The sequence below is a fragment of the Ruegeria sp. AH12 genome (assembly GCF_056541465.1).
The window spans coordinates 68,493-93,918 of sequence record NZ_JBQFYL010000010.1; the positions used below are offsets into that span (position 1 = coordinate 68,493).

The following is a 25,426-nucleotide window of genomic DNA, read 5'->3' on the forward strand; positions in this document are numbered from 1 at the left end:
TTCGATCACATTTACTTAATGCGTTGACCATTGGCCAGAATCTGGCCGTCTTCGGTGAACTCAATCTTCGATGTCAGCGTATCCGGCTCATCACCCGGTACGGCCATCATGCCCATCATCATACGCGCACCCAGCGCGTCATTCTCGGACACCAGACCCATTCCAATCAGTTTGTCGATCAGTGCATTTGCGCCCACCAACTCAAGATTAGCGACACCCGATGGGGCGGGCATGCCGAATTCCTGGGTGTTTTCGTTGTCGAAGGCAAAGTCGCCGTCACCTGACAGGCGCGCGCCAACCAGCGAGACCAGCAGCTCGTTGATCGTCAACGAATGCAACTCGGCAGGCAATTCGTCGGAGCTTTCAAGAGCTGCCGCCTGTTCCGGGTCGAAGATGTTCATCAGCACCTTGGCCGTTCCGTTTGTATCCAGTGCAATTGTTGCCGGGTCGCGGGGCAGGGTGCCTGCGGGGTCAAACATGCTCCACAAAACGTCGGACATGGTGAAATCGGTCAGATTCATCGCAAACCCAAACGGTTTGACCTCATCCGAGGGCTGCACCGGGATATCAAGCTTCAGACCAGCCTTTTCCATCGCCAGTTCCAGTGGGAAAGGCAGGTCGGCTGTGGTCACTGCCATCTGGGTTTTGTTCTGTTCAAGATCATAAGCCAAGCTCTCGGCGTCCATACTGGCCGCGAAACGCCCACCTTCGGAGGAGCTTGCCATGGTGAACTCGCTACCCTCTGCGACCCCGCTGACATTTGTCTCGCCCGAGCTGTAAGTGAATTCACCATCAAATTCGAAACCGGAGGTATAAAACGCGCTGGGATCGCTCAGGTCTAGCCCGCTTGGCAGAACATTATCGCCTTCGAATGTTAGATCATTCAACTGTCCAACGAACAGGCCCGAATCCCCAAGTTCAGGGTCTTCAAACGCGACGTTGTAAGACAACTCCGCGGCCTCCAGGGTCTGAGCGATGGTGCGATCTTCACCGATGAGCATGCGCGAGCTGCCGGTCACATCGACCATATCGAACTGGACGTCAAATGCATCAGCGGGCAGTGCTTCATCGCCTGCCTCCAGCTCTTCAATCGCGACGCTCAGCTGGGATGCCGAATAGTCATAGGTCATGTCCTCAGGTGTGCCTGAGACAACCATGTCCAGATCGGTCTGAGAATAGACCAGATCGACGGAAAACACCTCATCCTCGGCGGTGCCGGACAGAGTCAATGGAAAGCTTTCTGGGAAGCCGATGCTGACCGTGCCATCTCCGTTTTCTGTCAGCGTAACTTCAGGCATCATCATGCTGAACTCGGCCTCATCTTCGGGCAGATCCATCAGTACAGTCATGTTCGCGATAGTCGTCACGTCCCCGGCACTGCTTTCATCGCCGGTGATGGTGTAGCCCATCGACTGAAAGTAAGATTGCCAGTCCGCCCAGACATCATTGGCGGTCAGGTCGGCCCAGGCGCCTTGGGTGGCGATGGTATAGGCTAAGGCAGCGCCGCAACTGCGGCGGAGGAAAACAGACATAAGGTAACCCTTCTTGATCAATTTGATGCGCATGGTCGGGGTTGTGGCGGGCATCGTCAAGGGGGCAAGGGCTGGACCCTTTCCCCGTTTCCGCGCTACGCCTGTAGCCAAATTCAAACTCAGTACGTCAGGAGGGGCAAATGCAGGGAAAAACAGTACTCATAACCGGCGCCAGCCGGGGCATCGGGGCCGAGGCAGGGCGCGTTTTTGCCGCAGCCGGGGCCAATGTCGCGCTTGTCGCACGCAGTCGTGATCAGATTGATGCGCTGGCGGCTGCGCTGGGCGACAATGCGATTGCGTTGGCTTGCGATGTCAGCGATTTCGCACAGGTCGAGCAGGCGGTGGCTGATTGCGTCGCCCGTTTTGGCGGATTGGATGTGCTAATAGGTAATGCCGGGGTGATCGAGCCGATCTTTCATCTGGCCAATGCAGATGTCGAATCCTGGAGCCAAGCCATCGACATCAACCTTAAAGGCGTGTTCTACGGGATGCGCGCCGCCCTGCCAGTTATGCGTGCCGCGGGCGGAGGGACGATACTGACCGTCTCATCCGGCGCGGCGTCGAACCCTGTTGAGGCTTGGAGTCACTATTGCTCCTCGAAAGCGGGGGCAAAGATGCTGACCGAATGCCTGCATCTGGAAGAGGTGCATAACGGTATCCGCGCCATGGGCTTGTCGCCGGGTACGGTGGCCACGGATATGCAGCGTGTCATTAAGGCCAGCGGCATCAACCCGGTCAGCCAGTTGGACTGGGATGTTCATATCCCGGCGGACTGGCCTGCGCGGGCGCTGTTGTGGATGTGCTCGCCTGACGCGGATGAGTTTCTAGGGGCCGAGATTTCCCTGCGGCAGGACGACATCCGCCAAAGGATCGGCCTGACGTGATTGAACTGACGCAAGACGACGGGCTTTGGACCGTCACGATCAACAACCCCGGCAAGGCGAACGCCCTGACCGGGGCGATGCTGACCGAACTGGCCGAGATTGCAGAGGCGGCGACTGTGGCCAGCGCCCTGATCCTGACAGGTGCAGGCAAAGTGTTTAGTGCCGGTGCCGATCTGGACGAGGCGCGCGCCGGGCTGGCGACATCGGATGTCTGGGAACGCCTGTCGGGTGCCATTGCCGCCTTGCCCTGCCTGACGGTTGCCGCCTTGAACGGCACGCTGGCGGGTGGGGCGAACGGGATGGTGTTGGCCTGTGATCTGCGCATTGCAGTACCTTCCGCCAAGTTCTTCTATCCGGTGATGAAACTTGGCTTCTTGCCGCAACCGTCTGATCCGAAGCGCATGGCGGCCCTGATTGGCCCGGCGCGGACTAAACTGATCCTGATGTCTGGCCAGAAAATCTCGGCCGAGGAGGCCTATGCTTTTGGCCTCGTCGATCGCATCGTCGCACCCGAAGACCTGATGCCCACAGCGCGCGAACTGGTTGCGGACAGTGTCGCTGCAAAGCCCGACATCGCGGCGGGTATTGCTGGGCTGTGCCGATGAGGCTGTCCGCACTGCGATTGCGCGTCGCTGACCCGGATCGTCTGGCCGGTTTTTATCGGGATGCGCTGGGCATGTCGGTGAGGGCCGAGGGGCAGAATCGCCGTGTTGGATATGACGGGCAGGATGCGGACTTATTGCTGATGCCGGGCGGCGGTGGATACGCCCACGACCCTGGCCAGCGCTATTGGAAGATCGGGATCACTCTGCCGGATGTGGACATGGCGGTGGAAGCCTTGCGCCAACAGGATCACGCGGTCAGCGCGCCCCGCCAGTTTCTGGACATCGGTTATATGGCCCATCTAAGCGACCCTGAAGGGTTCGTGATCGAGCTTTTGCAGCATGATTTCGAAGGCAATCGGCCTGAAACCGCAGCCGATCTTAAGCAGCCCTTCGCGCAGGCGCGGATAGGTCAGATCACCCTGCGGACCGGGAACATTGCTGCCGAAGATGCAGCCTGCCGCGCTCAGGGCATGTCCTTGCTATCGATGCAGGAGGTCGCGCCATATGGGTTCGATCTGCATTTCTATGCGTTCACGCAAGAGGCGCCGCCCGATCCTGATCTTTGGGCGGTGTCTAACCGGGAGTGGCTTTGGAAACGCCCTTACACAACGCTTGAATTCCAACACATTCCGGGTGCGCAACTCGTGCCTGTACCGGACTACAAGGGGTTGGAATTCGAAGGCTTGGCCGACTCGATCCGTGATGCGTTCGGCGATCCCATCCTGCCCGGCTGATCACCGGCCCCGGCGCTTGCCCGGCACTTTCGATTGAAAGCCCGGTGGTCGTTTGCGAACCCAGCTCAGGAATGTCTCAAGCCGTGGATGGCTGCGCAGGGCCTCGACCGTGTTGAAACTGCGCGCCAGTTCAGCCTCGGACAGGGTGGCGTGGACCTCTTTATGGCAAATCTTGTGCAGTAGCACGGTGGGCCCGCCCTTGCCTCCTTTGAGTTTTGGGATCAGATGATGCAGGCTGCCGCCGCCCTCGGGGATCGGGCGGTCGCAAAGCGGGCAGATTGGATGGCTGTTCGTCATGGTGTGAAATGATGCGCCTATGGGCGTTGAAGGCAAGAGGGTGAGAATGGCGCAGGCAGTGGTGATCGGGGCAGGGCCCGCCGGGTTGATGGCCGCGGAACAGCTTGCGCTGGCCGGTCACGCGGTTCTGGTGGCCGAGGCCAAGCCTTCGGTTGCGCGCAAGTTTCTGATGGCGGGGAAATCGGGTCTGAACCTGACCAAGGATGAGCCACTTTCTAAGCTGATCCGATCCTATGATGAGGCCGCCGATTGGTTACGCCCGATGATCTCCGAGTTTGACGCGCAGGCGGTGCAAGATTGGGCCCGAGAGCTGGGGCAGGAGCTGTTCACGGGTTCTACCGGGCGCGTGTTTCCGACGGTCATGAAAGCCTCCCCTTTGTTGCGCGCATGGTTGGCGCGCCTGTCTGAATCTGGCGTTGAGATCAAAACCCGTTGGCGCTGGACCGGCTGGCAGGGCGATACGCTCAGCTTTGACACGCCAGATGGGGCACAGGCGATCAAGGCAGACGTGACGATCCTTGCGATGGGTGGTGCCAGTTGGGCGCGCTTGGGATCAGATGGTGCCTGGGCGGATGACCTTGCCCAAAAAGGTGTCAAGCTTGCGCCGTTCGCCCCTGCCAATGCAGGGCTCATAGTCGATTGGTCAGATCACATGTCACAGCATTTCGGCGCACCGATCAAAGGTGTCGCCTTACAGGCCGGGTCGCTGCGCACGCGGGGTGAGGCCGTGATCTCGGCCCGCGGGTTGGAAGGGGGTGGCATCTACACCACCTGCAAGGCGGTGCGGGAAGGAGAGCCTTTGTTCATGGATCTGATGCCCGACCTTTCAGTGCAAGATGTGGCGCACCGCCTTGGTAGACCGCGCGGCAAGGCCAGCCTGTCAAACCATATCCGCAAAGTGCTGAAACTGGGATCGACCAAAACTGCGCTATTGGTCGAGTTTGGACGCCCCCTTCCATCTGGGCCCGAAGCGCTGGCTAGCTTGATCAAAGCGCTGCCCGTCCATCATGCTGGATTGCGCCCGATGGACGAGGCGATCTCGACCGCGGGGGGCGTTTCACGCGATGCGCTGAACGATGGCCTGATGCTGACCGCCCTGCCGGGCGTGTTCTGTGCAGGTGAGATGCTGGATTGGGAAGCCCCCACAGGGGGCTACCTTCTCACCGCCTGTTTCGCCACCGGGCGCTGGGCCGGTCGATCAGCCGCTGACTGGCTGCGGATTAGCTAAGCTCGGCCAGTTTCTTATAGGCAGGCCGTTTCCGCATCTCTTTGCCATAGGCTTTCAATACGTCGGAGTTTAGCGGGAAATCCGCGCCTTTGGCCCAGCTCATGCAATGGACAAGCAGGATATCTGCAATCGTCATCTGATCGCCCAGCAGGAACGGACCCTGAAACCGGCTTTCTAACCGCTGGAAGTTTCTGTCGAACTCCCATTTGGCCGCCGCGCTGACGCCTGGCGCGCGTTTGTCTTCCGGCAAAATGAAGCCATGGCGTGCCGCGACCCACAGGACTGCATCCAATTCGTCCAGAATCGCATGGAACATCGAATCCTGAACGGCGCGCTCGTAGCTGCCAGCGGGATAGGTGAAAGCGCCATGTTTATCAGCCAGATAGGTCATGATCGCGGAGCTATCCGAGATCAGCTGGCCATCATCCTCCAGTACAGGGATCTTGCCAGTGTGGTTCAACGCCACGACCTGGGGGTCGCGTGGTCCGACTTTTATCAGCTCATATGGCTGACCCAACTCCTCAAGCAGCCAGATGACACGCGCTGCGCGGCTTCGAACGCTCCCATAGACTTTGTACATGCTATCCTCCTGCCAAATGTCTGCCCGAATGTGACCCGGATCGCGCGTACATCAAGACATACGCGGGGTCAGCGTGACCGCGCCAGCATCGCCAATCGGATCATTGCGCGTTCGACCAATGCCATTGCGGGGGCGGTTTGACCGGCAGATCGTAGGGACAGGTCGGTATCTGTCAGCACCGTCAGTGCCGTTTGTAGTTTTGGCGCGCCCCATCCCTGCGCCTGACGCAGAATGCGGTCGCGCCGTTTGCCATAGGCCGGAGGCCGCAGCTTGCCGATGCCTTGCGCCGCGCCGCCAGGATCCGAGGCGCAGGCATAAAGTGTTCGAAAATGCCGGGTCGCACCGATGCACAGCGTTACCCCATTGGTGCCTTGTGCCTGCAACCGCCGGATCAGCGGCCCGATTTCTCCGGCGCGTCCTTCGGCAACAACGTTCAGGACATCATCCAACGCCGCCTCGGTCGAGCGGGGCGCGCAGGCCTCTATGTCATCCATGCTTAGCTCGGTATCATCGCCGCGTTTGTAAAGTGAAATCTTTTCAATGGTTTGGGCGAAATCACCTGGGCTGAGGCTGACGGCCAGTTCACTGAGTGCTGACATCGAATCGCGCGGGATGTCGCGCAGCCCAGCCTGGGTCAGAACCCGCTCGACCTCGGCTCGTGAAGGGGGATCATCGTAGATGCCAACCGCGTAGGCCTGTGGATGCGCCTCAAAGGCCTTGCGGATTTTCGAGCTAGGTTTCAGCTGACCCGCGGTGACGATGATCTGCGCATCACCGGGCGCCCAATCTTCAAGCGCCGCCAAAATCGACGGCGCGGCGGTATCGGTGGTCTCTTCCACAAATACCGCGCGTGGGCCCGGAAAGAAGCCCACTGCCTTGATCGCATCCAGCAACAGCGCAGGATCGCCGCGCAGGTCGCTGCCCGGCATCCGCGTCAGGCGCATTTCCTCTTCGGCATTATCTCCAAGCAGAGCGGCCAGAACCTGTTGCCGTTTCAACGCCACCCGCATGGCATCGGCACCGTAAATCAGCAGCCCAACTTTATCCGCATCAGGCTTGGCGAAATAGCCGTCCGCCTCACGCGGGCTCAGCTTCATGCGGTCAGGTCCGGCGTGGCATACAGCCGATTGACGATCTGATCCGACAGAATCGACATCAATCGCCGTTTCGCATCCCGCTCATCCGCCAGTGTGGAAACGGTCGAACCTGCAGCTGAATAGCCCACAAAATCGGTAACCGTACCCGACGCCATGATCTGACCCGTTTCGTTGGATCGCAGCGAATACTCGGCTCGGCCATTGATGGTATAGCGGTTGGTTTCGTTGGTTGTCGTGATCGCGGCGGCTTGAATGTCGGTCGCAACCTGGACGTCCAGCTTGTAGTCCTTGCCGGATGTGGCGCTGCGGCCCAGTTTTTGTTCAAGGTTTTCAACCAGAAGAAAACTATCAACCGTGCTCGGGGCCGACAGTTCGACCCGGCCAAACAGCTCGGAACCAGACCCACCTGGGGCGTAAACAGGTTCAAATCCGCAGGCAGACCCGGCAAGGCAGGCTGCCAGTGGCATCAGTAGAACTTTTCTGCGATCAAACGACGACATTCACGATCCGACCCGGAACAACGATGATTTTCTTCGGTGCGGCACCATCCAGCGCCTTTTCGACAGCTTCGGTGCTAAGCGCGATTTTTTCAACCTCGTCCTTGGGCATATCCTTCGGAACGCTGATTTCTGCGCGGCGCTTGCCGTTGATTTGAATGGGCAAGGTAACGGTATCATCCACCAGCATCGCCTCATCCGCCTCTGGCCATGAGGCAGTTGCTACCAGCCCTTCACCTCCTAACAGTTGCCAGAGCTCCTCGGACAGGTGCGGCGTCATCGGCGACATCAACTGCGCCAATATCTTCGCTGCCTGGCGTTTGGCATCTGACCCTGCTTTGGATTTCGCAAGCGTATTGGTGAACGCATAAAGCTTAGCGATAGAGGCGTTGAAGCCAAAGGATTCGACCCCGCCAGATACATCATGGATCGCTTTGTGCATCTCGCGTAGAAGAGTCGCATCCTCGTCATTGGCCGGGATATCCGACTCGGCGATCTCAGACGCAATGCGGTGCACGCGGCTGAGGTGCTTAAAGGCGGCCTCGGCCCCGGAAGCAGTCCATTCCACGTCCCGTTCAGGCGGAGAATCGGACAGAACAAACCAGCGCGCAGTGTCCGCGCCAAAGGCTGAGATAATGCTGACCGGGTCCACCACGTTCTTCTTGGATTTCGACATTTTGGCCGATGGGATGATCTCGACCTCGGTGCCGTCAGCCAGTTTCCCGTCAGTCACATCTTCAGGCAGGTGATAGACCGGACGACCTTTGGTGTCGCGGGTCTGGTAAATTTCGTGCGTCACCATGCCTTGGGTGAACAGCGCATCGAACGGCTCAATAGCCTTTTTCGGCAGATGTCCGGTGATCTGCATCGCCCGCGCAAAGAACCGGGAATAGAGCAGATGCAGAATTGCATGCTCAATCCCGCCAATATACTGGTCGACATTCATCCAGTACTCGGCCTCGGCCAAATCTGTGGGCGTTTCGGCATGCGGGGCTGTGAAACGGGCATAGTACCAGGACGAATCGACAAACGTGTCCATCGTGTCGGTTTCGCGCTTGGATGGAGCGCCGCAGGCAGGGCACGGGGTGTCGCGCCAGTTGGGGTGGCGGTCCAGTGGGTTGCCGGGGATCGAAAAGTCGATGGGTTTGCCGTTGCCATCATCATAGGGCAGTTCGATCGGCAGGTTCTCTTTCTTCTCGGGAACTGTGCCGCATTTCTCGCAATGAACCACGGGAATCGGGCAGCCCCAATAGCGTTGACGGCTGAGGCCCCAGTCGCGCAGACGGAATTTGACCTGCGCTGTGCCCAAATTACGCTGTTCGAACCAGTCGATTGTTTTGTCGATCCCGTCGTGGCTGGTGGCTTTGCCCAAACCGGCAAAGTGGTCAATATAGACGACTTTCTCGGACTTCTGTGGCACCAGCGCCTGGGTTTCGATCTCGGATTCATCACCTGGCATATGGAACGCAGGCACAACGGGAAGCTGGTACTTGCGGGCAAAATCCAAGTCACGCTGGTCGTGCGCTGGACAGGCGTAAACCGCGCCCGTGCCATAGTCCATCATGACAAAGTTGCCGATCCAAACCGGAAGTTCCTGATCCGGCCAGACGGGATGACGCACGGAGATACCGGTATCGATGCCCTTTTTCTCGGCCTTTTCCATGGCTGCTTCGGTGGTATCCATCTTGCGGCATTCGGCGATGAACTCAGCAGCTTCGGGGCTGTTTTCTGCCAGCTTGCGCGACAAAGGATGTTCCGGCGAGACTGCAATGAAACTTGCACCCCGCAGCGTATCTGGACGGGTCGAGTAGCAAATTATGGGCTCACCGCCATCCGTGCGCTCAAACGGGATTTCGATGCCGCGCGACTTGCCGATCCAGTTTTCCTGCATCAGGCGGACCTTGGCGGGCCAGTTATCGAGGGTATCCAGCGCCTCAAGCAATTCTTCGGAATAGTCACTGATCTTGAAGAACCACTGGGTCAGCTCTCGCCGTTCCACCAATGCGCCCGAACGCCAGCCGCGCCCGTTTTCCACCTGTTCATTGGCCAAAACGGTCATGTCGACCGGGTCCCAGTTCACGACGGCGTTCTTGCGATAGACCAGCCCGGCTTCAAGCATATCGAGGAATAAAGCCTGCTGCTGGCCATAGTATTCAGGGTCACAGGTGGCGAATTCTCGGGACCAGTCGATGGACAGGCCCAGAGGTTTCATCTGCCCGCGCATGTCGGCGATGTTGCTGTATGTCCAATCTTTCGGGTGCCCGCCGATCGCCATTGCCGCGTTTTCGGCTGGCATCCCGAAGGCGTCCCAACCCATTGGATGCAATACGTTATGGCCGGTCGCCAGCTTGTGCCGCGCGATCACGTCGCCCATCGTATAGTTGCGCACATGACCCATGTGAATGCGCCCGGACGGGTAAGGAAACATCTCAAGCACATAGTATTTCGGCTTGTCTGCCTTGCTGCTTGCCGTGAAAATCCCGGCCTTGTCCCAGGCCTTTTGCCACTTTGCTTCGATTTCGTTGGCCGAATAGCGCGACATCATGCGGTCCTTCGTGAATGAAAACGCCGGGTCAGAACCCGGCGTGGTATTAGAGTGTATTTCATCGGGTTGCTAGAACTTACTGTCTGCAATGCGTAGCTGACGGGCGCGGGACAGGATCGCATCCTCGACCGCGCGCGCGGTCGCATCGCTGACAGGCGCGCCGCCGCTGCTTTGCAAGGCGACCGACAAAGACCGCGCAGCAAGGGCCGGGTCGCTGATATGTACGGTCGCCCGATAGGAGCGTCCACCGCCCGGAGGAGTACCATACCCCGTAACGATCACGCCGGTGAAGGGATCGACCTCCTGAACTGGAAGAAAGCTTAGAACGTCCAGAGAGGCAGACCAAAGATAGCGATTCACATTGGTCGTCTGCTCGGCGGTGCCGCGATCAAACACATCCCAGATCGATGTGCGCTCAGGATCGTTCAGCTCGCGCTCGGACGACCGGCTGCTGTCGGTGTTGCTATAAGCCGGGTTAGGCGCCGCGCCTCGATTCGGGCCGCAGGCCGAAACGGCGGCAATTGTTGCAATCAAACCCAAAATCGTAGGCACACGCATCGTAAGCAGGTCCTGTTTTCACTCGCTGTCATCGTCAGGGGATACTCCTAACTAAGGTCCCTGTGTGCAACAACCCTATTCTTTAGTATTTATTGAGGGTGCCGCTGCGCGGCGGGGCGAGGAGATGACTGTGGCATCCTTGCACCAATATTTTGCCAATGACAGCGCGTTGATTAGGCCAAGCTTGCGTAAAGGGGGCAAAAAGAGCGAAACGATGTCCGTGCTGAGACATGTGCTAGGCATGTGTCGAGTAGATAAATCTTTGAAACCGAGGGAAACAAGATGAAAAAAGTTCTCTTTGCAACGACGGCGCTGATCGCGACCGCAGGCGTTGCAGCAGCTGAAGTCAAGTTCAGCGGCTATGGTCGCTTTGGTATTGGTTATATCGAAGATCGTTCGACCAACGACAATGTAAGCGATACCGCATTGGTTTCTCGCTTCCGTCTGAACATCGACGGCATCACTGAAACTGACGGTGGCGTCCGCTTCGAGGGCCGTGTTCGTTTGCAGGCCGATGACGATGCTGACACTGGTGAAGCAGGGTCTGCTGGTTTGAACGGTGCCCGCTTCTCGGTCATCTTCGGCGGTCTGCGTGTTGACGCGGGCAACGTAGCTGGCGCGTTCGACAACCTGGCAAACTACTACGGTAACGAGCCTGGTCTGGAAAACTTCATCGGTCAGTATTCCGGTGTTGACTATGAATTCCTAGCCTACAGCTCGACCGGCTCCGGTGCCAACGCCGTGTTCTTCCAGTATGCGGTTGGCGACTTCGCGTTTGGCGCGTCTTATGACCAGAACACCGAAAACAACGGCAACGCCGCTTTGAGCGGTGCTGACCAGTGGGACATCAGCGCGACCTACACCTTCAACAACATCACCGCCGCATTGGCCTACGGTCAAACCGATGGTCCTGCCGGTGCTGATGATCCAAGCCTGGTTGTGTTGACCCTGGGTGCGGAATTCGGTGATTTCTCGGGTACGTTGTTCGTTGGTCGCGATAGCGACACGCCGCTTAACGACGCTGGTGAAGAAACCGATGGCACCAACTATGGTATTTCGGCTGCCTACAACGTTGGTTCCGCTCTGACCCTGACCGCCGCTTACGGCGACGGTTCGGCAGATGGTGACACCCAGCAGTACGGCATTGGCGCGATCTATGATCTGGGCGGCGGTGCATCGCTGCGCGGTGGTATCGGTCGCACCAAAGTTGGTTCTGCAGACGGTACGACCCGCGCTGACTTCGGTGCCCAGTTCAACTTCTAAGTTGATCTGAACCACAAAGTTCTTAGGGCGGGTCTTCGGACCCGCCCTTTTCTTTTGCCGTCACATGGTGTTGTGTCCCTCAAAGGACAGATTCAAGGAACACTATGTCGCTGCAAGACATCACCACCCGCATCGCCAGTGCTGAAGCCAAAGCTGGGCGCGATCCGGGGTCGGTCAAGCTGATCGCTGTTTCCAAGGTGCAGCCGAATGAGCGGGTGCAGGCTGTACTAGAGCAGGGCCATCGTTGCTTCGGTGAGAACCGGGTGCAGGAGGCGGCGGGCAAGTGGCCGATGTTCAAGGAACACTTCGAAGGAATTGATTTGCATCTCATTGGCCCGCTGCAAACCAACAAGGCACGTCAGGCGATGGAGTTATGCAACGCCATCCATTCGGTTGATCGCCCGAAGCTGGCCAATACCCTGGCTCGACTGGCGCAGGAGGTCGGAAGCTGCCCCGCGCTTTTCATTCAAGTCAATACAGGTGAAGAAGAGCAAAAGGCGGGGATTTTGCCGTTAGAGGCGGATAGTTTTGTAGCCGAATGCCGTGCGCTTGATCTACCTATCCAAGGCCTGATGTGTATTCCGCCAATCGAAGAAGAACCCGCACTACATTTTGCTCTTCTGGCCAAAATCGCAAAGCGAAATGGTTTGACGGGCCTGTCGATGGGGATGAGCGGTGATTTTGAACAGGCCATCGCACTAGGGGCCACCCACATACGCGTTGGTTCGGCCATTTTTGGCGAGCGTGTCAAACCTCAGGGATGATCAAACGCGTGCCGGGTATGATACGGCGGGCAATCCAGTGCAGGTGATCACGCCGAAAGGCAATGCACCCTTCAGTCGGATACGCGGGTCTGCGCCATTGATGAATAAAAATGGCTGACCCGGAACCCGGCACCGCATTGGGCCAGTTCCAGTTGGTGATCAAAACCAGATCATATAGCGGATCCGCGCGGCGCAGTCTCTCATGACTAAACTCATAAGGTGCTGTGACCAAAGAGTTATATTTATCATCCGACATATCATCTGACCACAGATCCCAAGGGCCAATGGGCTGGGCCCATCCGGCAGGCGGTGAGATGCGATCAGGGCGGTAGAGCATTCCTACGATTCGATGGGTTCCGGTCGGCGTCGCGCCATCGCCTTCGCGCTTTGCGTTGCTGAGCCCTCCTTTCCCGATGGAACAGGGAAACACGCGCCCCATGAACCGGGCCCCGCGCGGGGTTAGTACTAGATCACTAGGTGTCAAAGCAGATGCCCGGACTTCGCGGCCTTGGTGGCCAGATAGCCTTGATTATGTGCAGTTTCACCGACCTTCAGCGGCACACGCTCGGTTACGGCGATGCCGGTTTTTTCCATCATGGCGATCTTGGCAGGGTTGTTCGTCAGCAGTCGAACCGAGCTGAAGCCCAGCGATTTCAGGATGTCCGAACCCAGCCGGAAATCCCGTTCATCATCCTCAAAGCCCAGCCGGTGGTTGGCCTCAACCGTGTCAAACCCTTGATCTTGAAGGAAATAGGCCCGCATCTTGTTGGCCAACCCAATCCCGCGACCTTCCTGATTCAGATACAGCAATACGCCCGCGCCTTCATTCCCCATCTGCGCCAGAGCCCCGCGCAGTTGAGGCCCGCAATCACATTTAAGGCTACCCATCAGGTCACCCGTGAAGCAGGCTGAATGCAGGCGGGCAAGGACCGGCTTGCTGCGATCCGGACGCCCGATTTCCACCGCATAATGTTCTTCGCCGCCATCTTCGGGGCGGAACACGTGCAGGCGACCGGCCTCGGACACTTCCATCGGCAGGCGCGCGGCGACAACCTCGTGCAACGTACTGCGTTCTGCCAGATGCGGCGCGGCGCGCGCGTGGTCGATACATGTCAGCCCGCGCTCAGCAGCAAAGGACCGGCCATCTTCGACGGGAACGACCACCGCAGCGGGCAGAAGACGCGCCGATTTGGTCAGCGCAATGGCGATGCGATGCAAGTTGGCACTGCCCTGCCGCTCGGTCATCAGCGGGCCTTTCATGGGCGCGTTCAGATCGTCCGACGGGTCAGCAACGGCCTGCACCCAACTGATATCTGCGTCCGCAGGAACAAGAACCCGCGCCAGATCTCCGTCATAGGCCCGCGCCTTCAGCGTCTCGGCCCGCCGTCCGGTGATCGCCACAACAGGCGTGCCACCAAGCTTGCGCAGATCGGTCAACCGTTGGGGGCTGAGCGTTTCTGTCGACGCCGCCAACACGCAAAACCCGGTGTCATCGGTCAGTGCCACCGGAACACCCATGCGCAAATCGGCCCGTGCGCGGGCCAGCAATTCGGTCATGTCAGGGCTGAGACTCATCGATGATACCTTACAACATCCGGCGAATTACTACCGGTTTCACCCGGAAAAGTGAAACATTTCCGCTGCGTCCGACACGAAGGCGTGAGACGATTGCAGCAAAGCTTGCTGATTGCATATTCCAAACGCAAGTGATGGAAAAGGCTTAGGAGGACCGCAGATGGCTCAGCTCAAGAAAATCCTGCTGGTGGATGACGACGAAGACCTGCGCGAAGCGCTTAGTGAGCAGTTGGTGATGACCGAGGACTTTGACGTCTTCGAAGCCTCGGACGGTGCATCAGCAATGGAGCGGGCCCGCGAGGCGATCTACGATCTGGTCATTCTGGATGTTGGTCTACCTGATACCGATGGGCGAGAGCTGTGCCGCCTGATGCGCAAACAGGGCGTCAAAAGCCCGATCCTGATGCTGACCGGCCATGACAGCGACGCTGACACCATCCTGGGCCTGGATGCTGGCGCTAACGACTATGTCTCGAAACCCTTCAAATTCCCGGTTCTGCTGGCCCGTATCCGCGCACAGCTGCGACAGCATGAGCAATCTGAGGACGCGGTGTTTGTGCTGGGGCCGTATACCTTCAAGCCAGCCATGAAGATGCTGATCACCGAGGAAGACCGGAAAATCCGTCTGACCGAGAAAGAGACGAACATCCTCAAGTTCCTCTACCGTTCGACCGATGGGGTGGTCGCCCGCGATGTGCTGCTGCATGAGGTCTGGGGCTATAACGCGGGTGTCACGACTCACACGCTGGAAACCCACATCTATCGCCTGCGTCAGAAAATCGAGCCCGATCCGTCCAATGCGCGCCTTTTGGTCACAGAATCGGGCGGATATCGATTAGTGTCTTGATCGCCTATGGATTGATTTGGATCAAAGTGATACTCTGCACTCATAATTAGGTTACTCCCATCCCGCGCATGTCCGGGTTATGACATGTACCTCCCTGTTGGACTGCCGGGCCTGATGGCCCGGCTTTTTTTGTAATGGTGCGGTATCAAGACGTCAGTTTTTTGGGTTTAAGTTCAAGAATCCAGCACTAACGAGACCACGAATGGAACTCTCACGAAGCCTCACTCTTTGATAAATAGAAACCGCTTATTCTTTGCGATTTTCGTTCGCGGCGATTTCCAATTCAATTTCGATGACGCACTGGCGACGGATGGAAAAAATTTCTCCATCAAAGTCCTCAGAAAAGAAGTCGCCATCTTGGTCGTAACTAACGGACCTGCCATAGATGCCGTAGGATACACTCTTGGGAATTTCTGAAGGGCAAGCCAACCGTGAGTTTTCAACAATAGCGCGCCATTTGGGACCGTGGGGATCGAATGACCAAGTTGGGTATGTATCGGCAAAGCTGGTTTTTGCGCCACTGCTTGTGCGCTCCAGTATTACGTGAGAAATCGTATGGCTCGATGGCTTGCGATAAGCCCTGACGTCTATACCGTTGAACGGGCCAAGCTTAAACTCTTTGTATAAAAATAAGCGCACATAGATCAGGTGGTTGAATGTACGCGATAGCCAGCGCCTCATATCGTTTTCCAGATAGCCTTTTGAGGAAACAAGGAGTTACAGGGTACAGTTACAAAAAAGAAGAACAATGTCCGCTGCAAGCTTTATCTTTGAAGTCGCGTCCGCATCTTGGCGGGCAGGTGCGTATTGTTGTTGTTTGTTAACCCAACCGGCTAAGTGACTTTTTCTCGTGGTGCCCGGTGTTCTACCACGCTAACCTCCGCCCAACTGCGACAGAGGATTCCCCGACCATGCCCTTCACCCTTGCCACCTGGAACATCAACTCGGTCCGTTTGCGTGAGCCTATCGTGCTGAAATTGCTGCAGGAAGAGGCTCCGGATGTGCTGTGTTTGCAGGAATGTAAATCTCCGGTTGAAAAGATCCCGACCCAAGGCTTTGCGGAACTGGGCTACACGCACATGGTGGCGCGTGGGCAGAAGGGTTACAACGGCGTCGCCATTCTGTCGCGCTTGCCGCTGGAGGAGGTGGGCGATAAGGATTTTGCCGGTCTCGGCCATGCCCGCCACATCGCAGGGCGGTTGGAGAATGGGGTCACGATCCACAACTTCTACGTCCCGGCGGGCGGGGATGTGCCGGATCGTGAGGTGAATGAGAAGTTCGGGCAAAAGCTCGATTACCTCACCGACATGCGCGATTGGTTCCATGCGAAAAAGCCTGAAAAATCCATCTTGGTCGGCGATCTGAACATTGCCCCGCGCGAAGATGATGTCTGGTCGCACAAGCAGCTGCTCAAGGTTGTCTCTCATACCCCGATCGAGGTCGAGCAACTGGCCGAGACGCAGGATGCAGGCGGTTGGGTCGATATCACCCGTCAGGATATCCCCGAAGGGCAGCTTTATAGTTGGTGGTCTTACCGCGCGCGGGATTGGGATGCGGCAGACAAGGGGCGGCGGCTGGATCACGTCTGGGCTACGCCGGATATTTCCAACGCAGGCCATTCCAGCCGTATTCTGCGCGACGCGCGCGGGTGGGAGAAACCCAGCGATCACGCCCCGGTCTTTGCCAGTTTCGATCTGTAACTGTGCAACTCGGCCCTTGGTTTCTGTGCCAAGCGGTTGCATATAGGGCGCAAGTTTGAACGAAAGAGTATTTGCCATGGACCTTCTGAACAGCTCAGACAGCACCGCCGCCACCGATCTGATCAAGGATGGATCTGAGGCGACGTTTATGGCCGATGTGGTCGAGGCGTCGCAGGAAACCCCCGTGATCGTGGATTTCTGGGCGCCGTGGTGTGGTCCGTGCAAGACGTTGGGTCCGCTGCTGGAAGAGGCCGTGACCGCCGCCAAGGGCGCGGTGAAGATGGTCAAGATCAACGTGGATGAGGCGCAGATGATCGCGTCGCAAATGCGTATTCAGTCAATCCCCACCGTTTACGCGTTCTTTAAGGGTCAGCCTGTTGACGGGTTTCAAGGGGCTGTGCCGGGGTCCGAGATCAAGGCCTTTGTGGACAGGGTGATCGAAGCGGCAGGTGGCGAAAGCCCGGGTGGTCAGTTGGAGGATGCCGTTCAGGCCGCCGAGGAAATGCTGGCCGAAGGGGCCGCCGTCGATGCGGTGCAGACCTTTGCGGCCATTCTGGGCGAAGACCCCAACCATGCAGCAGCCTATGGTGGCTTGGTGCGGGCGCATATCGCATCCGACGATCTGGACCAGGCCGAGGCGATCCTGAACGGAGCCCCTGCAGAAATCTCCAGCACGCCCGAGTTGGAAGCGGCCCATGCTCAGCTTGAGCTGGCGAAACAGGCCGCGGACGCCGGGCCGGTAGCTGAACTGATGGCAACAGTCGAGGCCGAGCCTGACAACCATCAGGCGCGTTTCGATCTGGCGCAGGCTCTGCACGCCAATGGGGATGTCGAAGACGCCGTCGCGCAATTGCTGGAACTGTTCCGCCGGGATCGTGAGTGGAATGACGGTGCGGCCAAGACGCAACTGTTCACGATCTTCGATGCGCTCAAGCCCAATGATCCCATTGTTCTGAACGGGCGGCGCAAGCTCAGCTCGATGATATTTGCCTAATTCCAGATCAGAGCTACACTCGGATACATGATGCATCCCGCTGACCTGCCGGAAACGGTATCCGTTTTTCCATTGCCCGGGGCGCTGTTGCTGCCCCGATCTCGCCTGCCGCTGCATATCTTTGAGCCGCGTTACCTGCAGATGCTGGACGATGCGCTGAAGACCAAGGAACGGCTGATCGCAATGGTCCAGCCGAACCCGTCCTTGAATGATGAGAAAAAGCTGCATCGGATCGGATGCGCGGGTCGCGTTACCCAGTTTTCTGAAACAGAAGACGGGCGCTATCTGATCACCTTGACCGGGGTGTCCCGGTTCCGCATCAAATCAGAGCTTGATGGGTTCACACCCTATCGACGCTGCGAAGTGTCCTGGGAAGGGTTTGACCGCGATCTTGGGAAATCCGAGAAGGATGACGGGTTCGACCGGACCCGGTTCCTAACCTTGCTGGAACGGTTTTTTGACTCCCGTGAGTTATCGACCGATTGGGATTCGCTCAAGGATGCGGATGATGAGCTTTTGGTGAATTCCCTATCAATGCTGATGGACTTTGATCCCGAAGATAAACAAGCCCTGCTTGAGGCCCCGTGCCTGCGGACCCGGCGCGAGACCTTGGTGACATTGATTGAATTCGCTATGCGCGGCGGATCAAATGAGGAAACTTTGCAATGAGCGATAGCGTGAACGCCTTTGACCGCCATATGCTTGAGGCGCTTGTTTGCCCTCAGACACAGACCACCTTGCATTATGATGCCGAAAAACAGGAACTGGTGTCCAAAGCCGCAGGGCTGGCCTTTCCGATCCGAAATGGCATTCCTGTGATGCTGGTCGATGAGGCGCGTCAGCTGGATTAAATCGAGCGCCCTTGTAAAAGCTTCGGCAGGTCCCCGGTCAGCCCCGCAGCTTCGCGTACGAAACCGCGGCGTAATCCGGGCAGTGAGCCAACGATCCCCATCCCGATATCCCGTCCAAGCCGAAGCAGCGGATTGTCGTTCGAAAACAGCCTGTTGAACACATCCGTCGCCATGGCGAGTGAGGCGGTATCGAACCGCCGCCATTCCTGATACCGCTGCAGCACTAGGGTTGAGCCGATCTCTTCACCCCGCCGCCCGGCCAGTGTCAGCACTTCGGCCAGCGCGCCCACGTCACGCAGACCGGCGTTCAGACCCTGACCGGCAATCGGGTGCATCCCATGTGCGGCGTCTCCAACCAAAGCCAGATGATCGGCGATGAAAGAATTGGCGATGGTCAGGTTCAGCGGATAGGTGAATCGGTCGCCTTGCAGGCGGATATCGCCTAAGAAGTCGCCGAACCTTGGGCGCAGCGCCTGAAGATACTCAGCCTCAGGTAAGGCGTTGATTTGATGCGCGGTTTCGGTCCGTTCGCTCCAGACAATCGAGCTGCGGTTGCCGGTCAGGGGCAGAATGGCCAGGGGGCCTGGGGGCATGAAGAACTGATGCGCGATGCCGTGATGCGGCAACTCATGTTCAATCGCGCAAACCAGTGCGGTTTGGCCATAGTCCCACCCGGTGCGTTTGATCCCGGCCCGCGCTGCCGTGCCGCTGCGACGTCCGTCGCAGCCGACCAGCAACTGCCCTTCGATCGTGGTGCCGTCATCCAGTGTCAGAACGGCCCCGCTCGTATCCGTTTCCTGCGCTACAACGGTCTTGCCGTTGATCAGGGTGATGCGCTTGTCCTCGGCCATCGCGTCCAGAAACGCGCGGCGCAGGTGGCGATCCTCGACCATGTAGCCCATCGGGCCCTCTTCGATTTCGGCATGGTCGAAATGCATGAAAAAGGGCGACGGGCCTAAGCCCGCATGCCCATCGGTGACCTTGATTTCAAGCATTGGCTGAGCGTGTTCAGCAACCCGATCCCATATCCCAATTGCATCCAGCAACCGCTGAGAGGCCAGCGCCAAAGCATAGGACCGCCCGTCAAAACCCGCAGTCTTACGTGTCTTTTCGGCCAGTGCATCAATCACCGTGACCAAATGACCGGTCTGAGCCAGTGCCAGGGCCAAGGCGGGGCCATTTAGCCCTCCGCCAACGATCAGAATGTTCGAGCCTCGTGTCATGCCCTGCACTATGCGCGCCCTTTCGGGATTGTCCATGTGCGGTCCTGTCGCTACCGTCCGGTTCAGCCAAAAAAGAAGGAGCGCGGTGATGCAGGAATGGTTGACGATGACAGCCTGTGATCTGGGTCGAGGTATTGGCATGGGGCAGATCGACCCGGTCGAGCTGACCGAAACCTACCTAGCCGCCATTGACGCCCATCCGCATCGTGATCGTATCTATGCGCGCGTCACCCATGATCGCGCACGGGCCGAGGCGAAGGCTGCAAAGGACCGCGCCGCTTTGGGTTTGCGCCGGTCGCTGTTGGATGGCGTTCCGATCAGTTGGAAGGATCTGTTCGATACTGCCGGTATCGGGACCGAGGCGGGATCCGCCCTGTTGAAAGGCCGTGTGCCCGAAGCAGACGCCGTGGTTGTGCGGAACGCCACCGCGATGGGTACGGTTTGTCTGGGCAAAACCCATATGAGTGAGCTTGCCTTTTCCGGGCTTGGTCTGAACCCGATCACCGGCACTCCGCCTTGCGTTGATGATGAAGAGGCTGTACCGGGCGGCTCATCTTCGGGTGCCGCGGCCTCGGTGGCCTGGGGGTTGGCGGCCTGCGGGATCGGATCGGATACGGGCGGGTCTGTTCGCATTCCGTCGGCGTGGAACAATCTGGTGGGGCTGAAAACCACCGCAGGCCGGGTCAGCTTGGAAGGGACTGTGCCGCTCTGTTTGCGCTTCGATACTGTTGGCCCACTGGTGCGGTCGGTCGAGGATGCAGCGCATATGCTGGCTTTGCTAGAGGGCGGTGCGCCCACCGATCTGCGCGGTGGGTCTCTGGTTGGACGCCGCTTTGCTGATCTTCAAAACGTGGCCAAAGATGACCTAAGGGATGAACCGCGCAAAGCTTATGAGGTGGCGTTACGCCGCCTGACGGATGCCGGGGCCGAGATTGTTCCGCTTGAGGTGCCCGAGTTGAACGAGGCGATGGGCCTGTCGGGTGTGCTCTATACCACCGAGGCGTATGGTCTGTGGAAAGACGTGATCGAAGCCAACCCCGACGCGATGTATCCCGAAATCCTCGAACGATTCCGCATGGGACAGGCCCATTCCGGGCCGGACTATGTCGCGGCCTGGTCCAAGCTCAAAGCCTGCCGCGCCGCATGGGATGCAGCTACGGCCGGGTTCGATGCGGTTCTGGCCCCCACTGCGCCCATACTGCCACCCAATCTGGACCGGTTGATGAGCGACCACGACTACTACGTAACCGAGAATTTGCTTGCCCTGCGCAACACCCGCATCGGCAACCTGATGGGGCTGGCTGCCCTGACCCTGCCGACCGGAACACCCGGTTGCGGGCTGATGATGCTGGGTTATCCGGGTTCGGAAGAGGCGCTTTTAAGGCTGGGATCAGCCGCCGAATCTGCATTGGCCTGAATGCCACAATCCCCTGATTCGACGTCTCTTTGTCTGGACGGGGTGGGGTGTGATCTGTAATCTGTCAAAAAACGGGGCGAAAACGATCCCGATCTTGAGGCAGTAGTTATGAATTTTCCCGAGCGGTTTTCGAACCTACCGGAATATGCATTCCCGCGTCTGCGCACCTTGTTGGATCATCACCAGCCGGGCGGAGATGTCATTCACATGACCATCGGCGCGCCGATGCATGATTTCCCTGCTTGGGTGACAGATGTCATCACTGAGAACGCGGCAGGGTTTCAGGGTTATCCGCCCAACGAAGGCTCGCCCGAGCTGCGCGGTGCGATCACCGACTGGATCAAGCGCCGCTATCGCGTGAGCATGGACCCCGACATCAATGTGATGGCCCTGAACGGCACCCGAGAGGGGCTGTACAACGCCGCGATGGCCCTGTGCCCCGAGCAGAAGAATGGGCAAAAGCCGGTCGTTCTGTGCCCGAACCCGTTTTATCAGGTCTATATGGTCGCTTCGATCTCGGTTGAGGCAGAGCCTGTCTTTGTACCTGCGACTGCGGCTACAGGTCATCTGCCTAATTATGCCGCGCTGCCCGAGGACGTGCTGAACCGAACGGCGGTTGCCTATATCTGCTCTCCGGCCAATCCTCAGGGGGCCGTTGCATCACGCGACTACTGGGCCGAGCTGATTGCTTTGGCTGAGAAATACAATTTCCGCATCTTTGCGGATGAATGCTATTCCGAGATTTATCGCAACGAAGCGCCCATAGGCGTCTTGACCGTTGCGCAGGAGATGGGCGCTGACCCTGAACGGATCACTCTGTTCAATTCGCTGTCGAAACGGTCGAATCTGGCCGGTCTGAGGTCCGGTTTGATTGCTGGCGGGCCCGAAACGATCAAACGTGTCAAACAGCTGCGCAACTATGCCGGTGCGCCGTTGCCTTTGCCTTTGCAAGCCGCTGCCGCGCGGGTTTGGGCGGATGAGGCGCATGTCGCGCAGAACCGTGCGCTCTATCAGGAAAAATACGCCCTTGCGGACGAGGTTTTTGCCAATGTGCAAGGCTACATGCCGCCCGAGGCCGGATTTTTCCTATGGCTGCCGGTCGAAAACGGCGAAGAAACCGCATTGAAGCTGTGGCAGGAGACCGGAGTGCGGGTTCTGCCGGGCGCATATCTTTCTCAGGGTGATCCGGGGCAAAACCCGGGCGAACACTTTATCCGGGCCGCCATGGTGGCCCCAAAAACAGAGTTGCAGCGCGGGCTGATCACGCTCCGCGACTGCATCTATTCGTGAGGTACGAGGGCAAAATGGCATCATTGAACGCGCGCAACCGCGATCCGCTGTTGGATAGCACCACACAGGCCGCCATCGAGCGGCGCAGCAAGGAATTGATCGGGATCGCCTTGATTCTGCTAGGCTTTGCAGCTGCCGCGATGATCTGGTCCTACACACCCGAGGACCCAAACTGGATGGTTTCGACCGATGCGCCGGTGCAGAACTGGATGGGCCGGGTCGGTGCCTGGATTGCAGCGTTTTCCTTTATGGTTGTGGGCTGGGGCAGTTGGGGCTTTGCCCTGGCATTGATCGTCTGGGGCGTGCGGTTCGCCGGTCATTTCGGCGAGGATCGCGCCATTGCCCGGCTGATCTTTGCACCTATCTGGATCGCAGTTCTGGCCGTCTACGCAGCAACGCTGGTGCCCGGAGAGGCCTGGCGCGCGACCCACAGCTACGGCCTGGGCGGCTTGGGTGGTGATACTGTGCTGGGCTTTATCCTGCTGATCCTCCCGATCTCGTCGGCTTTTGTTGTCAAACTGATGTCATTGGTTATGGCGCTTGGCATGCTTGCGCTAGGTGTCTTCGTCCTGGGCTTCATCAGAAGTGATGTACAGCGCGGGTTTAGGGCCTTCCTGCTGGGTTTGGTGGTGTCCTATGACATGCTGATGACCCTGCTGGGTCGTGGAGCTTCGGCCACGGCGCAAGCGGCGCGGGATCGTCGCGCGCAGTGGAAAGAGCACCGAGCAGCGCGGGTTGAGCCTGTCTTGCAGGATGCGGTTGCTTTTGGTGATCCCGTCTTTGAAGAGCTGGAAGAGGAAGCGGACGAACCTGCCCCTAAAACCGGCCTGCTGGCTCGTATGCCAGCCTTGATCCGCCGCCCTGATCCGATGCCTGAACCGGAATTGATCGAAGCAATGCCGGTCGAAGGTTTTGACGAAATGCCGGGCGAAGATCGTATCCGTTCCAAGATTTCGGCCGCGGTGCGTAATCGCAAGGTGGCGACGGGTGAAGTAACACCCGAGCCTGATCCGAACTTGCCGCTTACCAAAGGCCGGGGCCGGGGGCCTGATCCCCTGATCCTGAATACAGGTGCTGCGGCGGAACTGCCGCCCGAACCACCGATCAGCTGGACCGATCTGCCACCCGAGCCGACCCTGAGCGCCGATGCCACGACAGAGTGGCAAGAACCGCTGCATCAGGATTTTGCGGCTGAGCCGGAACTTGAAGACGACGATACTGTGTTCGAAGATATGCACGCATCTGAACCGCAGGCGCGCCCTGCGATGAAAATCCCGGTGGCTGAACCGCGCAAGCCGGTGGTTGCCCAGCCCGTGCGTCGCACGCCGCAGCCATCACGCCGTGCGCAGGCCGAGGCGCAGCCGACATTGTCCTTTGAGGAGCGGCATTCAGATTTCGAATTGCCCCCCTTGGGCCTGTTGTCCAACCCATCCACCATTCAGCGCCACCACCTGAGCGACGAAGCGCTGGAGGAAAATGCGCGGATGCTGGAAAACGTGCTGGACGATTATGGCGTCAAAGGTGAGATCGTCAGCGTCCGCCCCGGTCCTGTGGTCACCATGTACGAACTAGAACCCGCGCCGGGCCTTAAAGCCAGCCGTGTGATTGGTTTGGCCGACGATATCGCACGCTCGATGTCTGCCTTGTCGGCGCGGGTTTCGACCTTGCCGGGCCGCTCGGTCATCGGGATCGAACTACCTAACGAAAATCGTGAGATGGTGGTGTTGCGCGAGATCCTCGCCAGCCGTGATTTTGGTGACGGTAACCATGCACTGCCTTTGGCGCTGGGCAAGGATATCGGCGGCGAATCCGTTGTGGCGAACCTTGCGAAGATGCCTCACTTGCTGATCGCGGGGACCACCGGTTCCGGTAAATCGGTGGCGATCAACACCATGATCCTGTCGCTGTTGTATAAGCTGAGTCCGGATGAATGCCGCCTGATCATGATCGACCCGAAGATGCTGGAACTGTCCGTATATGATGGCATTCCGCATCTGCTGTCGCCCGTTGTGACCGACCCGAAAAAGGCGGTTGTCGCTCTAAAATGGGTCGTGGGCGAGATGGAGGATCGGTATCGCAAGATGTCCAAAATGGGCGTGCGTAACATCGCGGGCTACAATGGGCGCGTGAAGGATGCGCTATCCAAGGGTGAGATGTTCAGCCGCACGGTCCAGACGGGCTTTGACGATGAAACCGGCGAACCGATGTTCGAGACTGAAGAATTCGCGCCCGAGGCGATGCCCTACATCGTCGTCATTGTCGATGAGATGGCTGACCTGATGATGGTGGCAGGCAAAGAGATTGAGGCCTGCATCCAGCGTCTGGCGCAGATGGCGCGGGCCTCGGGCATTCACCTGATCATGGCCACGCAGCGCCCCTCGGTCGACGTGATCACCGGTACGATCAAGGCGAACTTCCCGACCCGGATTTCGTTCCAGGTAACTTCGAAGGTCGATAGCCGCACCATTCTGGGTGAGATGGGCGCCGAGCAACTGCTGGGGCAGGGTGACATGCTCTATATGGCGGGTGGCGCCAAGATCACCCGTTGCCACGGACCGTTTGTCTCGGATGAAGAGGTCGAGGAAATCGTAAACCACCTGAAGCAATTCGGCCCGCCGGATTACATGAGCGGCGTCGTCGATGGACCGGCCGAAGAAAAGGCCGACAACATAGACGCCGTTTTGGGGCTGAACACTGGTGGCAACACCAACGGCGAAGATGCGTTGTATGACCAAGCGGTGGCAATTGTGATCAAGGATCGCAAATGCTCGACCTCATACATCCAGCGGAAACTTGCCATCGGTTACAACAAAGCCGCGCGGCTGGTTGAGCAGATGGAGGACGAAGGCGTTGTTTCGGCGGCAAATCACGTCGGTAAGCGGGAAATCCTCGTCCCCGAACAGTAGGATATTTAATAACAAGGGCAAAAGGCTTATCTGGACCTT

The 25,426-nt window shown here is 58.4% G+C and carries 25 protein-coding genes; 14 read left to right on the plus strand and 11 right to left on the minus strand.

What is annotated here, in order from left to right; genetic code table 11:
* Window positions 1-11: 11 nt before the first annotated feature.
* The gene (locus tag ACR0EL_RS14865; protein WP_480500722.1) at window positions 12-1,532 is read right to left on the minus strand and encodes a DUF2125 domain-containing protein; all 1,521 of its coding nucleotides are present in this window, start codon (window positions 1,530-1,532) and stop codon (window positions 12-14) included.
* A 140-nt stretch (window positions 1,533-1,672) separates the two neighbouring features.
* On the opposite strand from ACR0EL_RS14865, the gene ACR0EL_RS14870 reads away from it, so the two are divergent.
* The 3 genes from ACR0EL_RS14870 to ACR0EL_RS14880 are packed head-to-tail and all read left to right on the plus strand — an operon-like array spanning window position 1,673 to window position 3,755.
* On the plus strand, window positions 1,673-2,416 hold the full coding sequence (locus ACR0EL_RS14870) for an SDR family oxidoreductase (RefSeq protein ID WP_353009004.1): 744 nt from the start codon (window positions 1,673-1,675) through the stop codon (window positions 2,414-2,416).
* The gene (locus tag ACR0EL_RS14875) at window positions 2,413-3,021 is read left to right on the plus strand and encodes an enoyl-CoA hydratase/isomerase family protein (protein ID WP_480500724.1); all 609 of its coding nucleotides are present in this window, start codon (window positions 2,413-2,415) and stop codon (window positions 3,019-3,021) included. The genes ACR0EL_RS14870 and ACR0EL_RS14875 overlap by 4 nt, the downstream gene beginning before the upstream one ends.
* Complete coding sequence (locus ACR0EL_RS14880) at window positions 3,018-3,755, plus strand: VOC family protein (RefSeq protein WP_480500726.1); 738 nt, start codon at window positions 3,018-3,020, stop codon at window positions 3,753-3,755. The genes ACR0EL_RS14875 and ACR0EL_RS14880 overlap by 4 nt, the downstream gene beginning before the upstream one ends.
* Here the strand turns inward: ACR0EL_RS14880 and ACR0EL_RS14885 are convergent, their stop codons facing one another.
* Complete coding sequence (locus ACR0EL_RS14885; RefSeq protein ID WP_480500728.1) at window positions 3,756-4,052, minus strand: HNH endonuclease; 297 nt, start codon at window positions 4,050-4,052, stop codon at window positions 3,756-3,758.
* Window positions 4,053-4,098: 46 nt separating this feature from the next.
* On the opposite strand from ACR0EL_RS14885, the gene ACR0EL_RS14890 reads away from it, so the two are divergent.
* Entirely contained in the window at window positions 4,099-5,280 is a 1,182-nt protein-coding gene (locus ACR0EL_RS14890; RefSeq protein WP_480500729.1) for a TIGR03862 family flavoprotein, read from the plus strand.
* Here the strand turns inward: ACR0EL_RS14890 and ACR0EL_RS14895 are convergent.
* From ACR0EL_RS14895 to ACR0EL_RS14915, 5 genes are all read right to left on the minus strand, one after another.
* Entirely contained in the window at window positions 5,273-5,860 is a 588-nt protein-coding gene (locus ACR0EL_RS14895; protein WP_480500731.1) for a glutathione S-transferase family protein, read from the minus strand. The two genes, ACR0EL_RS14890 and ACR0EL_RS14895, sit on opposite strands and share 8 nt — an antisense overlap.
* A gap of 68 nt (window positions 5,861-5,928) precedes the next feature.
* Window positions 5,929-6,957 (minus strand): DNA polymerase III subunit delta, encoded by a 1,029-nt coding sequence (gene holA, locus ACR0EL_RS14900; protein WP_480500732.1) that lies wholly within the window; start codon window positions 6,955-6,957, stop codon window positions 5,929-5,931.
* A complete protein-coding gene (gene lptE / locus ACR0EL_RS14905; RefSeq protein WP_480500733.1) occupies window positions 6,954-7,457 on the minus strand; it encodes an LPS assembly lipoprotein LptE in 504 nt (167 codons plus the stop codon). The genes holA and lptE overlap by 4 nt, the downstream gene beginning before the upstream one ends.
* Window positions 7,444-9,996, minus strand: a complete 2,553-nt coding sequence (leuS, locus tag ACR0EL_RS14910) for a leucine--tRNA ligase (RefSeq protein WP_480500734.1) — start codon at window positions 9,994-9,996, stop codon at window positions 7,444-7,446. Before leuS ends, lptE begins: the two co-directional genes overlap by 14 nt.
* Window positions 9,997-10,068: 72 nt before the next feature.
* Window positions 10,069-10,557 (minus strand): DUF3576 domain-containing protein, encoded by a 489-nt coding sequence (locus ACR0EL_RS14915; protein ID WP_353009023.1) that lies wholly within the window; start codon window positions 10,555-10,557, stop codon window positions 10,069-10,071.
* Window positions 10,558-10,839: 282 nt separating this feature from the next.
* Here ACR0EL_RS14915 and ACR0EL_RS14920 point away from each other — a divergent pair, with 282 nt between their 5' ends.
* Both ACR0EL_RS14920 and ACR0EL_RS14925 read left to right on the plus strand, forming a co-directional pair.
* Window positions 10,840-11,820, plus strand: coding sequence for a porin (locus ACR0EL_RS14920; protein ID WP_480500736.1), 981 nt, complete (start codon window positions 10,840-10,842; stop codon window positions 11,818-11,820).
* Window positions 11,821-11,924: 104 nt separating this feature from the next.
* Window positions 11,925-12,584, plus strand: a complete 660-nt coding sequence (locus tag ACR0EL_RS14925; protein ID WP_480500737.1) for a YggS family pyridoxal phosphate-dependent enzyme — start codon at window positions 11,925-11,927, stop codon at window positions 12,582-12,584.
* Here ACR0EL_RS14925 and ACR0EL_RS14930 read toward each other — a convergent pair.
* Window positions 12,568-13,068 carry a L,D-transpeptidase family protein gene (locus ACR0EL_RS14930; protein WP_480500738.1) on the minus strand — a complete coding sequence of 167 codons (501 nt, stop codon included), beginning with the start codon at window positions 13,066-13,068 and terminating at the stop codon, window positions 12,568-12,570. The two genes, ACR0EL_RS14925 and ACR0EL_RS14930, sit on opposite strands and share 17 nt — an antisense overlap.
* Window positions 13,065-14,159 (minus strand): GTP cyclohydrolase II, encoded by a 1,095-nt coding sequence (gene ribA / locus ACR0EL_RS14935; RefSeq protein ID WP_480500739.1) that lies wholly within the window; start codon window positions 14,157-14,159, stop codon window positions 13,065-13,067. The genes ACR0EL_RS14930 and ribA overlap by 4 nt, the downstream gene beginning before the upstream one ends.
* A gap of 160 nt (window positions 14,160-14,319) precedes the next feature.
* Here ribA and ACR0EL_RS14940 point away from each other — a divergent pair, with 160 nt between their 5' ends.
* Entirely contained in the window at window positions 14,320-15,006 is a 687-nt protein-coding gene (locus ACR0EL_RS14940; RefSeq protein ID WP_170533404.1) for a response regulator transcription factor, read from the plus strand.
* Between the two features lie 246 nt (window positions 15,007-15,252).
* Here ACR0EL_RS14940 and ACR0EL_RS14945 read toward each other — a convergent pair whose 3' ends face one another.
* Window positions 15,253-15,687, minus strand: coding sequence for a hypothetical protein (locus tag ACR0EL_RS14945; RefSeq protein WP_480500741.1), 435 nt, complete (start codon window positions 15,685-15,687; stop codon window positions 15,253-15,255).
* A 230-nt stretch (window positions 15,688-15,917) separates the two neighbouring features.
* Between ACR0EL_RS14945 and ACR0EL_RS14950 the strand changes: the two genes are divergently transcribed.
* The 4 genes from ACR0EL_RS14950 (at window position 15,918) to ACR0EL_RS14965 (ending at window position 18,551) form a co-directional block, all read left to right on the plus strand.
* Entirely contained in the window at window positions 15,918-16,706 is a 789-nt protein-coding gene (locus ACR0EL_RS14950; RefSeq protein ID WP_480500742.1) for an exodeoxyribonuclease III, read from the plus strand.
* A 76-nt stretch (window positions 16,707-16,782) separates the two neighbouring features.
* A complete protein-coding gene (trxA, locus tag ACR0EL_RS14955; protein ID WP_480500743.1) occupies window positions 16,783-17,700 on the plus strand; it encodes a thioredoxin in 918 nt (305 codons plus the stop codon).
* Window positions 17,701-17,727: 27 nt separating this feature from the next.
* Window positions 17,728-18,369 (plus strand): LON peptidase substrate-binding domain-containing protein, encoded by a 642-nt coding sequence (locus tag ACR0EL_RS14960; protein ID WP_480500744.1) that lies wholly within the window; start codon window positions 17,728-17,730, stop codon window positions 18,367-18,369.
* Window positions 18,366-18,551 carry a Trm112 family protein gene (locus ACR0EL_RS14965; protein ID WP_480500745.1) on the plus strand — a complete coding sequence of 62 codons (186 nt, stop codon included), beginning with the start codon at window positions 18,366-18,368 and terminating at the stop codon, window positions 18,549-18,551. The genes ACR0EL_RS14960 and ACR0EL_RS14965 overlap by 4 nt, the downstream gene beginning before the upstream one ends.
* On the opposite strand, the gene ACR0EL_RS14970 is transcribed toward ACR0EL_RS14965, so the two are convergent.
* Window positions 18,548-19,810 carry an FAD-dependent monooxygenase gene (locus tag ACR0EL_RS14970; protein ID WP_480500746.1) on the minus strand — a complete coding sequence of 421 codons (1,263 nt, stop codon included), beginning with the start codon at window positions 19,808-19,810 and terminating at the stop codon, window positions 18,548-18,550. The genes ACR0EL_RS14965 and ACR0EL_RS14970 overlap by 4 nt on opposite strands.
* 52 nt (window positions 19,811-19,862) lie before the next feature.
* Between ACR0EL_RS14970 and ACR0EL_RS14975 the strand changes: the two genes are divergently transcribed.
* The 3 genes from ACR0EL_RS14975 (at window position 19,863) to ACR0EL_RS14985 (ending at window position 25,387) form a co-directional block, all read left to right on the plus strand.
* Window positions 19,863-21,191, plus strand: a complete 1,329-nt coding sequence (locus tag ACR0EL_RS14975; protein ID WP_480500747.1) for an amidase — start codon at window positions 19,863-19,865, stop codon at window positions 21,189-21,191.
* 108 nt (window positions 21,192-21,299) lie between these two features.
* Window positions 21,300-22,481: an aminotransferase class I/II-fold pyridoxal phosphate-dependent enzyme gene (locus ACR0EL_RS14980; protein ID WP_480500748.1), complete on the plus strand. Its 1,182-nt coding sequence runs from the start codon at window positions 21,300-21,302 to the stop codon at window positions 22,479-22,481.
* A 14-nt stretch (window positions 22,482-22,495) separates the two neighbouring features.
* The gene (locus ACR0EL_RS14985) at window positions 22,496-25,387 is read left to right on the plus strand and encodes a DNA translocase FtsK (protein WP_480500749.1); all 2,892 of its coding nucleotides are present in this window, start codon (window positions 22,496-22,498) and stop codon (window positions 25,385-25,387) included.
* The last annotated feature ends 39 nt before the right edge of the window (window positions 25,388-25,426 follow it).

What these genes read in the sequence shown, in the direction of transcription:
- ACR0EL_RS14865 (WP_480500722.1), bottom strand. Translation starts at nt 1,532, where the DNA reads ATGTCTGTTTTCCTCCGCCGCAGTTGCGGCGCTGCCTTAGCCTATACC.
- ACR0EL_RS14870 (WP_353009004.1), top strand. Translation starts at nt 1,673, where the DNA reads ATGCAGGGAAAAACAGTACTCATAACCGGCGCCAGCCGGGGCATCGGG.
- ACR0EL_RS14880 (WP_480500726.1), top strand. Translation starts at nt 3,018, where the DNA reads ATGAGGCTGTCCGCACTGCGATTGCGCGTCGCTGACCCGGATCGTCTG.
- ACR0EL_RS14885 (WP_480500728.1), bottom strand. Translation starts at nt 4,052, where the DNA reads ATGACGAACAGCCATCCAATCTGCCCGCTTTGCGACCGCCCGATCCCC.
- ACR0EL_RS14890 (WP_480500729.1), top strand. Translation starts at nt 4,099, where the DNA reads ATGGCGCAGGCAGTGGTGATCGGGGCAGGGCCCGCCGGGTTGATGGCC.
- ACR0EL_RS14895 (WP_480500731.1), bottom strand. Translation starts at nt 5,860, where the DNA reads ATGTACAAAGTCTATGGGAGCGTTCGAAGCCGCGCAGCGCGTGTCATC.
- holA (WP_480500732.1), bottom strand. Translation starts at nt 6,957, where the DNA reads ATGAAGCTGAGCCCGCGTGAGGCGGACGGCTATTTCGCCAAGCCTGAT.
- lptE (WP_480500733.1), bottom strand. Translation starts at nt 7,457, where the DNA reads ATGTCGTCGTTTGATCGCAGAAAAGTTCTACTGATGCCACTGGCAGCC.
- leuS (WP_480500734.1), bottom strand. Translation starts at nt 9,996, where the DNA reads ATGTCGCGCTATTCGGCCAACGAAATCGAAGCAAAGTGGCAAAAGGCC.
- ACR0EL_RS14915 (WP_353009023.1), bottom strand. Translation starts at nt 10,557, where the DNA reads ATGCGTGTGCCTACGATTTTGGGTTTGATTGCAACAATTGCCGCCGTT.
- ACR0EL_RS14920 (WP_480500736.1), top strand. Translation starts at nt 10,840, where the DNA reads ATGAAAAAAGTTCTCTTTGCAACGACGGCGCTGATCGCGACCGCAGGC.
- ACR0EL_RS14925 (WP_480500737.1), top strand. Translation starts at nt 11,925, where the DNA reads ATGTCGCTGCAAGACATCACCACCCGCATCGCCAGTGCTGAAGCCAAA.
- ribA (WP_480500739.1), bottom strand. Translation starts at nt 14,159, where the DNA reads ATGAGTCTCAGCCCTGACATGACCGAATTGCTGGCCCGCGCACGGGCC.
- ACR0EL_RS14940 (WP_170533404.1), top strand. Translation starts at nt 14,320, where the DNA reads ATGGCTCAGCTCAAGAAAATCCTGCTGGTGGATGACGACGAAGACCTG.
- ACR0EL_RS14945 (WP_480500741.1), bottom strand. Translation starts at nt 15,687, where the DNA reads ATGAGGCGCTGGCTATCGCGTACATTCAACCACCTGATCTATGTGCGC.
- ACR0EL_RS14950 (WP_480500742.1), top strand. Translation starts at nt 15,918, where the DNA reads ATGCCCTTCACCCTTGCCACCTGGAACATCAACTCGGTCCGTTTGCGT.
- trxA (WP_480500743.1), top strand. Translation starts at nt 16,783, where the DNA reads ATGGACCTTCTGAACAGCTCAGACAGCACCGCCGCCACCGATCTGATC.
- ACR0EL_RS14960 (WP_480500744.1), top strand. Translation starts at nt 17,728, where the DNA reads ATGATGCATCCCGCTGACCTGCCGGAAACGGTATCCGTTTTTCCATTG.
- ACR0EL_RS14965 (WP_480500745.1), top strand. Translation starts at nt 18,366, where the DNA reads ATGAGCGATAGCGTGAACGCCTTTGACCGCCATATGCTTGAGGCGCTT.
- ACR0EL_RS14970 (WP_480500746.1), bottom strand. Translation starts at nt 19,810, where the DNA reads ATGGACAATCCCGAAAGGGCGCGCATAGTGCAGGGCATGACACGAGGC.
- ACR0EL_RS14975 (WP_480500747.1), top strand. Translation starts at nt 19,863, where the DNA reads ATGCAGGAATGGTTGACGATGACAGCCTGTGATCTGGGTCGAGGTATT.
- ACR0EL_RS14980 (WP_480500748.1), top strand. Translation starts at nt 21,300, where the DNA reads ATGAATTTTCCCGAGCGGTTTTCGAACCTACCGGAATATGCATTCCCG.
- ACR0EL_RS14985 (WP_480500749.1), top strand. Translation starts at nt 22,496, where the DNA reads ATGGCATCATTGAACGCGCGCAACCGCGATCCGCTGTTGGATAGCACC.